We start from the raw sequence: 15,566 nt of genomic DNA on the forward strand, positions 1-15,566 counted from the left end.
ATCTATCCCTCTTTATTTGATTTTGCCTTCCAAAGCTTCTAATGCACTATCTGCACTCATGTGATTGAGTATCATCTTCATTAGTGTTTCCATTTCTGAGCCTTCACTGTAGTCTGCTTTCACCATGTAGTTTGCACGTTCTTCACGAATGAGTTTTTCCGCAATCTTTTTTGCCTTCGCGGATTTTTCATTATAGACCGCAATCGAACGACCACCATACTCTTTTACAAGACGCATACACGGTACATCTGTTAAACCATCCGCAACATAAACCATTTTCGTTAATGGGATGGGGCGTAGTTTTGGATCAATATAAGTATTTAGGTCTTCCGAGTCATTTTCATCTAAGACTTGTTTATTGATGCGGAAGATATATTGTGTCTTTGTTGTGTAGTTTACAATTTGCGCTGGCCATCTAGCAAATCCATTTTCATCGTAGAAATAGCTACATGCATAAATATGTTTAAACGCATCCGCAACTGTTACATTCTCAATGATTTCCTTCATACCACTTGAGATAATGCAATGTTCTACTTCAAGCCCTAATTTCTTACCATATTTATTTATTCGCTTAAACCAAGTATCTACGCCATTATACAAAACAATACCCTTTCCTACTCCTTCAAATTGTTGTTTTGTAAGTGGTTGACCCATCTCCTCAAACTTCTTTTGCAATAGATATAGATATGCACTAATCGCATCCATATTATGTTCATACGCTAAAGAAGTTACTTCCTTCCAAAAATCTTTTGGGTTTTCATAGCCTAGAGAAGGAATCAAGCTATATTCCTGCATGTCTTTTCCACACAGTGTTTTATCAAAATCATATAAAATCGCTACTTTTGTCATGTGACTATTATACCACGCACCAATCTTCAAAGAATATTAGATAAATGAAAAAGACAGGCTGCTTTACCAGTTCCTGTCTAATGTATTAGATTGCTAAGAGTTTTAGAATTGCGGCTACATAGATTTCTGCTTGTAGCAGTAATTCATTAATCTCAACATATTCATTTGCGTCATGGATATGATAATCCTTGCCTTGGAATGCGCACCCAAATGCGATTGTATTATCAATTCCCTTTGCGTATGTTCCACCACCTAATGTGATTGGTTGTGCATCCTTATCTCCAGTTACCTCACGGTATGCAGAACATAATGCACTTACAAGTGGAGAATCAATTGGGAAGAATAGTGGTTCATGTGTATGGAGTACTTCAATCACACCATTTTCATCTTCTAGATGTCCCTCCATTAACTTAAGCACCTTACGCGATGTTAAAGTAACTGGGAAACGGATATCGACAGAACCTTCAATGACACCATCCTGCATAGAGATGACACCATTGTTTTGTGTTAACGCTCCATATTCATCTGAACAATTTGCACCAAAGCCACTACCATCAGTCGCTAGACCAAAGTGCTTGCAATAAAAGTCAACGAATCCATCCTGGAAACCAGACTGTTTTAAACCATCCATCAGATAGGATAATGCATTCTTTCCAAGTTCAGGTAAACTTGCATGTGCTGCGATTCCCTGAACAGAAATCTTAACATCATTTTCACCAACGTTCTCAATGCTAAATTCAAGATTTTCGTTATTGAAATAATCTTCTAGTGTCTTACGAGAAAAACTATTTTTATCGATAACCACATAACAGTTGCGACAAACGATATTCTTTGCACTACCACCTTGGATATCCTTGATTGTTGTATGTTTAGATAGGTAACGCATGGAAATCATGCCCTTTTCACCATGCACACCTGGGAAGTCACCATCAGGTGTAAATCCATAATCTACAGAACCTTCTTTTTCAACATAGTGCTTCAAGCATTTCGATCCAGTTTCTTCATTTGTACCGAAGATTAAACGAATTCGCTTTGTAAGTGGAACATTCATGTCCTTGATTACCTTTAATGCAATCATGCTGGCAACCATCGCACCCTTGTCATCACTTACACCACGTCCATATAGAATGCCATCTTTTTCTACCATTTCAAATGGATCCGTATTCCATCCATCTTTTACATTGGCAGGAACGACGTCTAAATGTCCAATAATACCAATCAGTTTTTCCCCTGAACCGATTTCCGCATAACCTATATAGTTATCTAAATTTACTGTATTAAAACCATCTGCTTTCATCATTTCTAATGCCGTTTCTAAAGCAACCTTAGGTCCTTTACCAAACGGTGCATCTGGTTCTGGTGTTCCTTCTACACTATTAATTGATACAAGCTTTCCTAATCTTTTTAAAAGTTCTTCCTTATATCCATATACCATAGATTTTACATCCATGATTCCACCTCCGTAATTCTAATATGTACTATTTTATTACAGATTGATATTTAATCCAACCGGACAATGATCAGACCCTTCGGTCTCGTCAAATATCAATGCATCTTGTACATTTGCTAGTAGACGCTGACTTACCAAGAAATAATCAATCCGCCAACCAACATTTCTTTCACGTGCTTTCATACGATAACTCCACCAAGAAAACTTTTGTGTATCCGGATAAAGCTCTCTAAATGTATCGCTAAAACCTGAACCTAGTAGTTTCGTCATCGCTGCACGTTCTTCGTCTGAGAAACCAGGGTTCTTATGATTTGTTGCTGGATTCTTCAAGTCGATTTCTTCATGTGCAACATTTAAGTCCCCTGTATAAATAACTGGTTTCTTTTTATCTAATTCCATCAGATGCTTGCGTAGCATCTCTTCCCATTCAATGCGATATGGTAGACGTAATAATCCATCTTTGGAATTTGGTACATATGCACATACAAAATAGAAATCTGGATATTCAAGGGTAATGACTCTACCCTCTTTGGTTTCGTCGCCTTCGATTTCATAAGTTACACTGAGTGGTTCATGTTTTGTATAGATGAGTGTTCCAGAATATCCTTTTCTTTCTGCACTGTTCATATACATATGATAACCTTCGAACTTCATCGCATCTTCAAGTTGATCCGGCTGCATCTTCGTTTCCTGTAATGCAAAGAAATCTGCGTCCTGTTCACGGAAGAAGTCCGCAAAACCCTTCTTCATCGCGGCTCTTAAGCCGTTTACATTCCAAGAGATAAATTTCATGCGCATGTAATCTTTCCTGTTGCCTTCTTTAAGAAGCTCTTTTCTTTACCACTGAGAAGTGGTCCAATCTTTTCCCAAATCATCTTGTGATATGCATTGATCCAATCGATTTCTTCATCGCTGAGATACTGTGTATCAATCGCATCACGGTCGTATGGTACATATGTAATGTCTTCGAAGGATAAGAATTGTCCATAGAAATTCTTTTCTTCCTTTTGAACGATCATTTCATTTTCAATACGGATACCTAACTTATGTGGTAGATATACACCTGGTTCATCTGTAACAACCATACCCTCTTGGAGAACAGCTGCCTTACCATTTACTGGCATGCCCCAACGAATTCCATGTGGACCTTCATGTACCGCTAATACATGACCTACACCATGACCTGTACCACATTGATAATCAATGCAATCATTCCATAATGGATTTCTTGCAAGAATATCTAGGTTATTACCTGTTGTACCATACAAGAACTTTGCATGCAGTAAATCAAGATGTCCCTTTAATACCTTTGTATATAACTTCTTTTCTTCTGCAGTTAAACCACCTAACGCAATTGTTCTTGTGATATCTGTTGTACCATCCTTGTACGTTCCACCAGAGTCAACAAGTAAGAAACCTCTTGCCTTCACTGCCGCATGTTTTTCTTCTGTTGCGGTATAGTGCATCATTGCGGCATTCTCTTGATATGCACAGATTGTTTCAAAAGATGGTTCGATGTAATCCTTCTGCTCTGCGCGTAATGCATATAAATGATCTTGTGCAGTCACTTCTGTCATCTTACCTTTTCCAACAGTATTCTTTACCCAATAGATAAACTTCACCATCGCAACTGCATCCTTTACGTGTGCGTTACGAGTATTCTTAATTTCTGTCTTATTCTTGATTGCACGGAAGTAAGCAACTGGTGAAATTGCATCATAGATTTCATTACCTACTAATGCTTTATACAGATTGGAATTGAGATGTCCCAAATCTGCCCAAACTTTCTTTCCTTCTAATTTCTGTAAGTCCTTCATTAGCGCATTGTAAGGACGTACTGTTACCTTATTATCCTTGAAGTACTTTGCAACCTTTGCATTAATCTTCTTGGAATCTACATAATAGTAGAGCTTCTTATTTGTGATTGCAGCGAATGCATAACTAACTGGTGTACATGCAATATCATTACCACGAATATTCAACAACCAACATGGATCTTCTAACGCTGTCAATAAGATTACATCACAGTTAGCAGCCTTCATCGCTTCTCTTGTACGTGCAACTCTCTCAGAAGCCTCTTCTCCTGTATACTTCTTAGGAAGTACATATAATTCTTCCGTTGGCATTGTAGGTCTTTCCTTACCCCAAACCATGCCAACAAGATCTTCTGTTGTATATAACTTCGCATTCTTTTCTTTTAATGCTTGGGTTAGATGTAAGTAATTTCTAGCAGAAACCACTGCACCATCAAAACCTAACACACCGTTCTTTGGTGTATTCGCAATCAAGAAGTCAATTGGATTTGGTACACCTTCTTGACGTAGTCTCATTAGTGTAACACCAGTTCCCTGAAGTTCATTTTCAGCCTGTGTAAAGAATCTACCATCCGTCCAAAGACCTGCGAAATCCTTTGTGATAATTGTACATCCAGCTTCACCACTGAAACCAGACATGTATGATTTACACTTGAAATAATCAGCTGTATATTCGTCAGAAAGATGGTCATCTTCATTTGGAATATAATATACATCAATCTTACGCTCAGCCATCAAAGCTCTTAACTTTTTGATTCTATCCTGTATCATAATTTAATCACCTCGTTATAATTATACTCAATATTTGTCAAACAAAAACAAATCCGCATCAATTCCATGCTTTTTTGTTAGATAATACTAACCAAAATTGTAAAATAATCCTTTCATTCAAAATATGAAATAACATTTGTATTGTTAATATATACAAAACTAGTTTTTATATGCGATAAGAATGGTATAATTCTTTACGGAGGAACAAAATTATGGAGAAGAGAAAAGATTGGGCTGGTATCATTTTCGGTACAATTTGGTTTCTATACGCAGCTGTACTTCTAGCTCTATATCTAACTGGAAATCTAAATGGCAGTTTCAAAGTACCACGTCTTCTACTTGTCATTTACGATACACTTGGTGTATTGCCAGGATCGATTGTGCAACTAGTAGTCAGCGCCATCATCGTAGTCTTCAGTTTCCGCGGAAGATAATTTGTATCATGAACACATGGATTCCATGTGTTTTCTTTTATCTATCACAGAATTTACATTCCTATTCTGATGATAATTTTGTAAAATATAACAGAGGATATCCATGGAAACAAAGAAACAAACATTTTCGGTCGCAAATCTGTATTTAAATGCAAGTGCTGATACAATCTATCAATACTTAATCAACACAAAAGGAATCGTTACTGTAACGGTTACTTTAAGCGACCGCAATGTGACCGTAGAATATAATCCAACTATCATTACTGCAGATAATATCATTGAAAAAATTAAAGCCTGTGGATATCATGCATATACACGTGAAATTCCAACTTCAGATTTTTTCATTCAACAAGATGAGAAAAATCCAACCAAGCCAAATTACCGTATCTTAATTGTCTTTGTGTTCGAAGTCATTCTACTAACAATACTATGGATATTACATATAACGCCTTGGATTGGATTACTATTCTCATTTTATTCCTTGTATGTTGGACGCATAATATTCATGCATGCAAAAGAGGAGATTCAAAAGAAGAATCCATCTTCTGCAACCATCGGTAGTATTGCCATTAGTATTTCTTTCTTATACGGTATCTTGCTAACAATTCAAAATACCGTAAATGCGTACCCATTTATGATTTCAATGATTACAATTCTTGGTACAGATCTCTATAAAACAAAGTATTTAAAATACATGCAACAAACATCCACAACATCATTGAACATTAAACAATATATCCCAGAAAATACAGCAGTCTTTAATAAGACTGGTGAATTTATTGAAGAAACAAGCCAACTCAAAAAGAATCAGATTTTAATTATTCGACCAAATGAAAATATTCCTTGTGATGGCATTGTTGTAGAAGGTTACGCATCTGTAGATGAATCTACATTAACTGGTATACAATCCAATATCACAAAGTCAGAAGGTTCCTACGTATATGCAGGCACACGTTGCTTGCAAGGCTCTCTTCAGATTAAAGTAGAAAAGATTGGTGAAAAGACTACCCTATTACAATTCGCAAAACTCGCTAAGGAAACAGCGAACGATAAATCGTTTGATTCACCATTTAAAAACTTCTCTAAATACTTATTCTTATATTCGATTATTGCGGCTGTTATTTTATTCTTTGGTTGGATTTTAATTGGTAAATCTTTCTCTATCGCGATTAGTGTTTCAATTGCAGTACTAGCTTCCGTTGCAATGAATGCATTAACAATCTCCTCTGAAAAAGAAGTACTAGAAAAGGCAATCTACGCAGCGAAAAATCATGTGCTATTCCGTAATGTGGATGCACTAGAAACAGCCGGTAAAGTTGAAACATTATTCCTCGAACAAGACGATATCTTGATTGCCTCAAAGCCTGAAGTAACGGATTTTATTCCACTTGATGAAACCGACTTAAATATCATGCGCTATATTGCATATACGCTATCCAACAAACGACATGACAGTTACTCTAGAGCGATTACACGTTACTTAAAATCACAAAAGATTTCTTCTGTAAACCTAAGTGTTCTAACAAATTTTCAAAAGACACATCAAAGCGATACAATTCAAAATACCTATCAGTTATGTAATGTTCATGATTTATCTTATACAGATATCATTAACCCAACTACAAGACAAAAGATTGATGAACTTGTAGGGCAAGGAAAGAAAGTATTTATCCTAATTGGTGAAGACCACGTGCTCGGTTTAATCGCTATGCAAAAGCCAATTGTCCCAAATAGTTTACAAGCCATCCATTCACTTAAAGAACTAACAGATGTACATTTATTTGCGCGTGGAAATGATGAAGAAATTCAATATATTCAAAAAAATTGTGATATTAAAAACATTCATGCAAATGTAGACATGAATGAAAAAGAAAATCTGATAAAATCATGCTCGCATGACTCTATCAGTATGTACGCAAATGCCGATGGCTCTATTTCTTCATCTACCGCTGATGTGAATGTTCAATTTGGTATTAGCCAGAATTTAGATTCTGAAGATAACGATATTATATTAACGCGTAAACGTTTAAGTGATTTAGTTTTTACAATCCAGACATCCGCAAAACTAAATCAACAGATCCAATTTAAACAGATTGCAATCATTGCATACCATATACTAGCTGTCGTAGTATTTGGCTTTATTACCCCAATCTTCTTCGCCATTCCACTTCCAGTAGTCCTGCCATGTATCACTTCCATCTATGTCATTCGATTCTTATTTCAATCGCATAAATAAGACAAACCTGTAAAGAATCAATGACATAAGTTTCTATACAGTCATAGTCCTTTAAAAGCAGCATATTCAACGATTCTGGTTTTATGTGCTGCTTTTAATACATATTTAAACAAATAAATACGCATATCATTTCTCATTCATGCATGTATTCCTTACAATTTTTTAATACAGCCTCTTCTGATAGTTTATTTATATAAATCTATTTAACTATCTAATGACTCCATCAGTTCTTCAACGCTATCGAAAGGACCATTTAAATCTCTTCTCTTTGTGGCATCTTCCATCGCTGCATATGTCTCTATATTTGGCTCTTCGATTCTCACATCAAATGGTAGTCCACGATGTTGTAATGCTTGTCGATAGAAAATTCCAGTAGCAGTACTCATATCAAGCCCTAAAGATTTGAATAACTTCGTTGCCTGTACTTTAATATCATGATCGATTCGCAGTGTCATATTTTCTTTATTTGCCATTAATTTCACTCCTTTCATTTATATTTTTCATATATAATTCATATTACAATGCAATGCAAATAAATATTATAAACCTTAAACGTACATTGCTACATAGACATAACAAAAGGTCTCGATTAAACCCTGCTGTTTCAATCCAACGGTTTGTTTTTGCGAGACCTTTCTTGATGCTATAGATTTACTGCATTATCTTTTTTGCGATACTTCGCTACTGAAATACGGATTTCAGAATAATTTGTTTTTCACAAATGATTATTTATATTCTATTTTTATTTTAAATTGTCCATTGGTCTGTCCTCAACTTTTCTTGAGAAACATTTCATTTAACGATCTTTGTTAAATGTTGGAGCGTAAACTGTAATTGAGTAACACTTCCTTCATGAGCTCGTACCTCCTTATCCTTTCTTCTAGGGTACTTCTCTTCGCACCTTTACTATAGCATCCGCTTTTAAATTTAATAGTCTTACAATTAAAATTTTTTTGTTCTATAATATTATTGTTGGTCCGATAAGGACCATTTCTTATTTCCAGGAGGTCATAAGATGATACAAGATATCTACCCACACGTTTATAAGAATTCGTTTCAAACAGATGTTACGCCTGCCGAGAATGATATTATCTTCTCTTTTGAAGAAGACCAAGTCTTAATGAAAGACGAACATCACTTTTATCGCTATCATGAAATTTCCCAGGAAAGTCGTTGTTATTATCTATTTTCTATCGATGATATAAAATTCTTTCTCACTGACTTAACAAGTCTTGATCATATTAAGGTATCCTTCCGCGCGATGCGTACCTTTGAAAATCAAATGTTAGGTTTTGCGGCGATTACAGCTTGGCAACTGTATCGTTGGATTCAAGATAACAAATACTGTGGTAAGTGTGGCCATCCAATGAACTTTGATCAAAAAGAAAGAGCGATGCGTTGTCCACATTGCTCAAATATAGTATATCCTAAGATTTCACCTGCTGTTATCGTTGGTATTACCAATGAAAAAGGTCAGATTCTCGTAACGAAGTATGCGCATGGTCACTACCAAAGTTATGCACTGGTTGCCGGTTTCTGTGAAATTGGTGAAACAATCGAAGAAACCGTAAAGCGTGAAGTAAAAGAAGAAACTGGTCTAGATGTAACCGATATTCAATACTATAAATCACAACCATGGTCCTTCTCATCCACATTACTTTTTGGATTCTGGTGTAAAGCACATGGTGATTCTCCTATCCAGATGGATGAAAATGAGTTACGTGTTGCACGGTGGGCAGACCGTGAGGAAGAGATTAACAGTCTAGATAATGCTTCACTTACAACTGAGATGATTCAATATTACAAACAAGGGAAAGTAGTCTAACTACTTTCTTTTCATATCTTCTGGTAATGGTGATTCTAGAATAATCTTCGCTTTGGTAAAGGGTTGTAATAATTCAATTCTTGCACAATGCAATGCTGGTCGTTTGATCCATTGTGTACTGCCACCATACAACGTATCCCCACAAAGTGGATGACCAATCCCCGCAAAACCAGCACGTATCTGGTGTGTTCTTCCCGTTTGTAAATGCACTTTTATCAGGCACTCTGTTTGATACCTTTTCATTACTTCATATTCTGTAATACATTGTTTTCCACCTTGATTGAAGGATTGTGTCAGTTGTCCATCTTCCTTCAACAAGGAAAAAATTAGTGTAGCTTTATCTTCTAGTTGTCCTTCAACAATCGCGTAGTAGTGCTTTTGAAGGATTCCATCTTTCCTTTGTGCTGTTAATCTTGCGGCAGAGAGTTGATTTTTCGCATAAATCATAATACCTGATACATCTTTATCTAATCGTCCAATTGGACGAATCACAAAGTGCTCATCTTGGTAATAATCTCTTAGAATTGTTCCCATATCATCCGTTAAATGAAGATGACTCGGATGAGATGGTATGCCTGCAGGTTTATCCACAATCACAATATCTTCATCTTCATACAAGATGTCTGGTCGCATGACACTTGGATGAAGTGGATATGTTTCTAGATTCAATTCTTCAATCATTAGAACATCTGTTGTATGTACAACTTGGTTGACCATCACAGGTTCTCCATTTAAATACATCTGATATGCTGAGAATTTAAAGCGTGAAATTTCATGACGACTAAAACCCAAAGACGATAAAACGGCCTTTACTGTAAGACCGTTTTGTTTATCTGTGATTTGATAGTGCAGTTCTTTATTCATCTGCCTTAATCATACTACGTAAATAACTATCAATGAAGCCATCAATTTCGCCATCCATGACAGCTTGTACATTGCCTGCTTCATGACCGGTACGTAAGTCTTTTACCATTGTATATGGCGCAAAGACATAAGAACGAATTTGAGAACCCCATTCATTTGCCTTCACTTCACCTCTTACCGCAGCTGCACGCTCTTCATTCTCACGAATTTTGAGTTGTAGTAACTTTGACTTCAACATATTCAAGCATGCTTCACGGTTTTGAATCTGCGAACGCTGTGATTGGCAGAACACAGTAATCCCAGTAGGGATATGTGTCATACGTACAGCAGAGTCTGTCTTATTGATGTGCTGACCACCAGCACCTGAAGCTCGCATTGTGATAATATCTAAATCTTTATCATCAATTTCAATTTCAAGATCATCCTCAAATTCTGGCATGATTTCTACCGATGCAAAGGACGTGTGTCTTCTTGCGTTAGAGTCGAATGGTGAAATACGAACCAAACGATGTACTCCACTTTCTGCTTTCAAGTAACCATATGCCATCGGACCTTGGATGAGAACAGAACAGGATTTCATACCTGCTTCTTCACCTTCTTGATAATCTATTAGTTCAATCTTGAAGCCTTTTCTTTCAGCCCAACGCATATACATGCGATATAACATTGCGGCCCAGTCCATCGCTTCTGTTCCACCAGCACCTGGGTGAATTTCTAAAATGGCATTATGATCATCATACGGCCCAGACAATAGAACTTGAATTTCAAACTCTTCAAACTTCTTCATTGTCTCAACATATTCTTCACTGATGAGTTCATTCATATCTTCATCAAAGGAAGATGATAACTCACTGATTCCTTCGCCTAACTCCGCAAAGGAATCGGTTAAGGAGTGGTGTGTTTCGATTAAAGCTTTTAATTGATTACTTTCGCGAATAATTTTTTGTGCTTTCTTCTGGTCATTCCAGAAGTCAGCTTCTGACATTAAGGCAGTGTTTTCTGCTAAACGTTTCTCTTTTCCTTTCAAGTCAAAGAGAGTGGCCAAGCGACTCCAATTTTGCTTGGCACTGCGAAACGCTTTGTCTCATCTCATACAATTCCATGATTACGCCTCCTGTTCAGGTCCGTCTACAACACGGATATTCATGCAGAATGCTACGATTTCACGAGAAATTGTACGCATCATATCTTCGAATAAGTTGAATCCTTCTGTGACATATGCCTGTAGAGGATTACTTTGCGCATAAGAACGTAAACCAATACCATCACGTAACTTCGACATCGTATCGATGTGGTTAGACCAAGCACGGTCAATCATACGTAAGGATACTTCCTTCTCGATTGGTAGTACCTTATCTTTTACTTTTTCAATCTTCTGTTCATAATCAGACCAAGCCTGTTCTAAACAGATATCCACAACATCATTTTCAGTACGTCCCTCAATATCTTCTACACGAACAACACCCTTGAACCCGATACCATCTAAAGCCGCAATGAGTTCATTTAAGTCTTGATCCCTAGCTTCACTGTTGAAATGTGCTGCAACAATGTCGGAAATAACACGCTTAAACATATCATGAATGACTGCGTGAACATCTTCATTTTCAAGAATGAAATTTCTTGTATCATACATTGTTTCACGCTGTTGACGCATAACATCATCATATTGTAATAACTGCTTACGAGCATCATAGTTAACACCTTCAACACGGCGTTGTGCGCCAGAGATAGAACGCGTCACTGTCTTAGATTCAATAACAGTATCACCAAGTTTTGCGAATAGCGCTTCCATGTGTTCTGCACCGAAACGAACCATAAGATCATCTTGTACAGATACATAGAAACGTGACATACCTGGGTCCCCTTGACGACCAGAACGTCCACGCAACTGGTTATCGATACGTCTAGATTCATGTCTTTCAGAACCCAATACACAAAGACCACCTAACTCACGAACACCTTCGCCAAGCTTAATATCGGTACCACGACCAGCCATGTTTGTCGCAATGGTAACTGCACCCTTCTGACCGGCCTTAGCGATGATATCTGCTTCACGAGCATTGTTTTTAGCATTCAATACTTCATGTGGAATATGGCGTTCCTTTAAGTATTTAGAGATCAATTCAGAAGTTTCAACCGCGATTGTACCTACAAGCACAGGTTGACCTGCCGCATGACGTTCTACAACCTCATCCACAAGTGCATTGAACTTTGCCTTCTTTGTGCCATATACCGCATCTGGGTAGTCAATACGTGCAACTGGACGATTTGTTGGAATCTCAAATACGTACATGTTGTAAATCTCTAGGAATTCTTCTTCCTCTGTCTTCGCTGTACCAGTCATACCGCAAAGTTTGTTATAGAGACGGAAGAAGTTCTGATATGTAATTGTCGCAAGAGTTGTTGTTTCTTGCTTGATAGAAATACCTTCCTTAGCTTCCACTGCCTGGTGTAAACCATCAGACCATTGTCTACCCTTCATCAAACGACCAGTATTTGGATCGACGATAACAATTTCATCATTTTCTTCATCTACGACATACTCAATATCTCTTAACATCACATAGTTAGCTTTTAAAGCCTGATTAATGTGATGCAATAACTGCGTATGCGCTAGATTGAATAAGTTTTCAATACGGAAAGTAGCTTCTGCTTTTGCGGTACCTTTTTCCGTTAACTGAACTGTACGTGACTTAACATCCAATTCATAATCTTCATCTTTTACCAAACGCTTTACGAAACGGTCAGCCTGTAGATAAAGATTCGCTGTATCTTTCTTACCACCGGAAATAATCAATGGAGTACGAGATTCATCAATCAAAATGGAGTCAACTTCATCGACCATCGCAACATTCAAGCCACGAAGTACACGGTCTTCAACGCGAGTCACCATGTTGTCACGTAGATAATCAAATCCAAGTTCTGAGTTTGTTGTATATGTAATATCACATGCATACGCTGCACGCTTTTGAGCCTTTGTTAATTGGCGAAGGTTTAAGCCAACTGTTAGGCCTAAGAAGCGGTGAATTTCTCCCATCCATGCGGAGTCACGTTCTGATAGGTATTCGTTTACAGTTACAACGTGAACACCTTTACCCTCTAAGGCATTTAGATATACCGCCATAACAGATGTCAAAGTCTTACCTTCACCTGTCTTCATTTCGGCGATATCGCCACCTTGCATAACAGCAGCACCCATGAGCTGAACAGGATATGGGAATTCGCCGATTACTCTTCGGCAGGCTTCACGTGCTGTCGCAAACGCCTCCACAAAGATATCGTCTAATGTAGCACCTGCAGCGAGTTTTTCTCTCAAATAAGGTGTCATCGCTTTGAGTTCATCATCACTCTTTACTTTATATTCTTCTTCCAAATCCAAAACTGGCTTGATCTTCTTTTGAATCTGTTTTAACTTACGGGCGTCTTCGTTGAATAATCGACTTAAAAAATTTGCCATAATGCCTCCATATTTTTTATACTAAATAACTATTTTATTATATATTTTCGGCATATAAAAGGCAATGAGACAAGCACCACCAACGCTCTAGAAAGCACCTTATTTTCCGAATATTTTCGGCTTTTTTAGCCATAAATGATTCACACTGACAACATAGATTACAATCTTACAGTCATAATCTTGTAAACAATGAAGTGCCCCCAACAAAGAAGCACCTGTTGTAATCGTATCATCCACCAATAAAACTTTCCTAGGCACATCGCAATGTTTCTTTAATGCAATATTATCAACCATCTTCATTCGCTCTTCAACACTACGATTTTTCTGATCAAAATCATTCACTTTTTCAAAGAGATCTGCCTGTTGTAAAGGAATAGATGAAAACATCTTTTCTAGATGGTGAAACCCACGTTTTGCGATTTTCTCTTTTGAACTTGGCAAATAACAGACAGTATATCCAAAAAATCGAATCATAAACCACCAACGAAATGGATAGAGAAATACTGTTTTCAAAGCTTCATCAAAACATTCCTTGTATTGAACTAATATCTTCGCAAAAGCATCATCATAAACATAACTTGCATATAGCTTGTATCCATGAAACTTCATACGAAATTTGACACGATTTAAATTACTGCGACATCTATGACATAGGGGATCATCATTCTCTAGGATATCAATGAAATCTCCATCCCCTTTTTCCATTCCACACATTAAACAATACATACGTGATTTGCCTGCTCAATCTTTTCTTTGCAAAATTGTACAAGTTCTGTCTTTTCACTGCATAAAAACAGGACATCTCCTTCTGGTGATGTAAAGCTTCTTCCTGCTCTACCAGCCATTTGAATTAAACCAGCCTCATCAAATACAGAGTGATTCGCATGCCATACACAGATATCTGCTTTTGGAATTGTGACACCTCTTTCAAGTACTGTCGTCGCAATCATGATGCCATTTGTTTCTTGTTTAAACTCATGGATGATAGTATCTCGATTTTCACTTTCGCTTGTGCATACATAACACTTCATTAATGTACTAAGAATATATCCGAATCTCTTTGCTGTTTTTATCGTTGGCACAAAGATAATTCTTGGATTACATGCATGTTCGTTTATCCATCGTAACAATACATAAAACAATATTATCGATGGATAAATAAAAAGTCTTGGTACTGGTAAATCGTGTCCATGAGGTCTTTTATTTAATACGATATGACGCATTGTTCCTTCTTTCACTTTACTTAACAGGTAACTATCTGGTGTCGCCGTTAGGTAGATGATATGACCTATGCACGCATGTTGTGCAATACCATGTAATACCTCATCTCCACGATATGGGAAAGCATCTGGTTCATCTAATATCAGTAATGAAAATTGGCCTTGGTAGCGATATAACTGGTGGGTAGTGCACACGATTAAATCTCCATCAAGTACATCTGTATGGCCACCACATACCGCAACAATCTTTGCTTTTTTGAAATAGATTTGTAGTCTTTCTGATAGTTCTAATACCACTTGTCTTCTCGCAATCGCAAAGCAAACTTTTCGATTCTCGTTTAGCGCATCCGCAATACTAGCAAGCACCATTTCTGTTTTACCCGCACCACAAACACATTCTAGTAATACATCCTGTGTACGTATGTACATCTGACACTCTTTCGACACTACTTCTTGAAATTTTGTTAAGGGATACTGCATGGTGTATTCACTACAATCAGCGTGTATATCTTCAAGCTTTCCAGCCATCTCTTCCTCTTCTAATAGCAGTCTTCCAAACCCAATACATTTTCTACAATAATATCCATGACTCCCTTTGTAAAAGTACGATTTACGAGCATTCCCACAACGCGGACATTTCATCATC

Annotated in this window: 13 protein-coding genes; 3 read left to right on the plus strand and 10 right to left on the minus strand. The window is 37.2% G+C overall.

Annotated elements, in window-relative coordinates:
• Positions 1-12: 12 nt before the first annotated feature.
• From RWM19_RS06800 to RWM19_RS06815, 4 genes are all read right to left on the minus strand, one after another.
• Positions 13-849, minus strand: a complete 837-nt coding sequence (locus RWM19_RS06800; RefSeq protein WP_313985249.1) for an HAD family hydrolase — start codon at positions 847-849, stop codon at positions 13-15.
• 85 nt (positions 850-934) lie between these two features.
• Complete coding sequence (locus RWM19_RS06805; protein WP_294021526.1) at positions 935-2,299, minus strand: Sapep family Mn(2+)-dependent dipeptidase; 1,365 nt, start codon at positions 2,297-2,299, stop codon at positions 935-937.
• Positions 2,300-2,335: 36 nt separating this feature from the next.
• Positions 2,336-3,091 carry an exodeoxyribonuclease III gene (locus RWM19_RS06810; RefSeq protein WP_294021527.1) on the minus strand — a complete coding sequence of 252 codons (756 nt, stop codon included), beginning with the start codon at positions 3,089-3,091 and terminating at the stop codon, positions 2,336-2,338.
• Positions 3,088-4,884 carry an aminopeptidase P family protein gene (locus tag RWM19_RS06815; RefSeq protein ID WP_313985253.1) on the minus strand — a complete coding sequence of 599 codons (1,797 nt, stop codon included), beginning with the start codon at positions 4,882-4,884 and terminating at the stop codon, positions 3,088-3,090. Before RWM19_RS06815 ends, RWM19_RS06810 begins: the two co-directional genes overlap by 4 nt.
• Positions 4,885-5,096: 212 nt before the next feature.
• Here RWM19_RS06815 and RWM19_RS06820 point away from each other — a divergent pair, with 212 nt between their 5' ends.
• Both RWM19_RS06820 and RWM19_RS06825 read left to right on the plus strand, forming a co-directional pair.
• On the plus strand, positions 5,097-5,318 hold the full coding sequence (locus RWM19_RS06820) for a hypothetical protein (RefSeq protein WP_294023875.1): 222 nt from the start codon (positions 5,097-5,099) through the stop codon (positions 5,316-5,318).
• Positions 5,319-5,421: 103 nt separating this feature from the next.
• Complete coding sequence (locus RWM19_RS06825) at positions 5,422-7,554, plus strand: HAD-IC family P-type ATPase (RefSeq protein ID WP_313985257.1); 2,133 nt, start codon at positions 5,422-5,424, stop codon at positions 7,552-7,554.
• 203 nt (positions 7,555-7,757) lie between these two features.
• Here the strand turns inward: RWM19_RS06825 and RWM19_RS06830 are convergent, their stop codons facing one another.
• A complete protein-coding gene (locus RWM19_RS06830) occupies positions 7,758-8,027 on the minus strand; it encodes a type II toxin-antitoxin system RelB/DinJ family antitoxin (protein ID WP_313985258.1) in 270 nt (89 codons plus the stop codon).
• A gap of 542 nt (positions 8,028-8,569) precedes the next feature.
• Between RWM19_RS06830 and nudC the strand changes: the two genes are divergently transcribed.
• The gene (nudC, locus tag RWM19_RS06835) at positions 8,570-9,379 is read left to right on the plus strand and encodes an NAD(+) diphosphatase (RefSeq protein ID WP_313985260.1); all 810 of its coding nucleotides are present in this window, start codon (positions 8,570-8,572) and stop codon (positions 9,377-9,379) included.
• Here nudC and RWM19_RS06840 read toward each other — a convergent pair whose 3' ends face one another.
• The 5 genes from RWM19_RS06840 to RWM19_RS06860 all read right to left on the minus strand — a co-directional run bounded on the left by RWM19_RS06840 (position 9,380) and on the right by RWM19_RS06860 (position 15,448).
• On the minus strand, positions 9,380-10,243 hold the full coding sequence (locus RWM19_RS06840) for an RluA family pseudouridine synthase (protein WP_313985262.1): 864 nt from the start codon (positions 10,241-10,243) through the stop codon (positions 9,380-9,382). It lies immediately after the preceding gene.
• Positions 10,236-11,346 (minus strand): peptide chain release factor 2 gene (gene prfB / locus RWM19_RS06845; protein ID WP_313985264.1). Its coding sequence is split into 2 segments (ribosomal slippage): positions 10,236-11,273 and positions 11,275-11,346, totalling 1,110 coding nucleotides; the frame shifts between segments, so codons are not numbered across the junction. Before prfB ends, RWM19_RS06840 begins: the two co-directional genes overlap by 8 nt.
• 2 nt (positions 11,347-11,348) lie before the next feature.
• Positions 11,349-13,700, minus strand: coding sequence for a preprotein translocase subunit SecA (secA, locus tag RWM19_RS06850; protein WP_313985266.1), 2,352 nt, complete (start codon positions 13,698-13,700; stop codon positions 11,349-11,351).
• Positions 13,701-13,799: 99 nt separating this feature from the next.
• Positions 13,800-14,426 carry a phosphoribosyltransferase family protein gene (locus tag RWM19_RS06855; RefSeq protein ID WP_313985270.1) on the minus strand — a complete coding sequence of 209 codons (627 nt, stop codon included), beginning with the start codon at positions 14,424-14,426 and terminating at the stop codon, positions 13,800-13,802.
• A complete protein-coding gene (locus RWM19_RS06860; RefSeq protein ID WP_313985273.1) occupies positions 14,414-15,448 on the minus strand; it encodes a helicase-related protein in 1,035 nt (344 codons plus the stop codon). The genes RWM19_RS06855 and RWM19_RS06860 overlap by 13 nt, the downstream gene beginning before the upstream one ends.
• Positions 15,449-15,566 lie beyond the last annotated feature (118 nt).

Origin of the sequence: uncultured Solobacterium sp. (assembly GCF_963517755.1) — a bacterium.
Classification (GTDB): Bacteria; Bacillota_I; Bacilli_A; order Erysipelotrichales; family Erysipelotrichaceae; genus Bulleidia.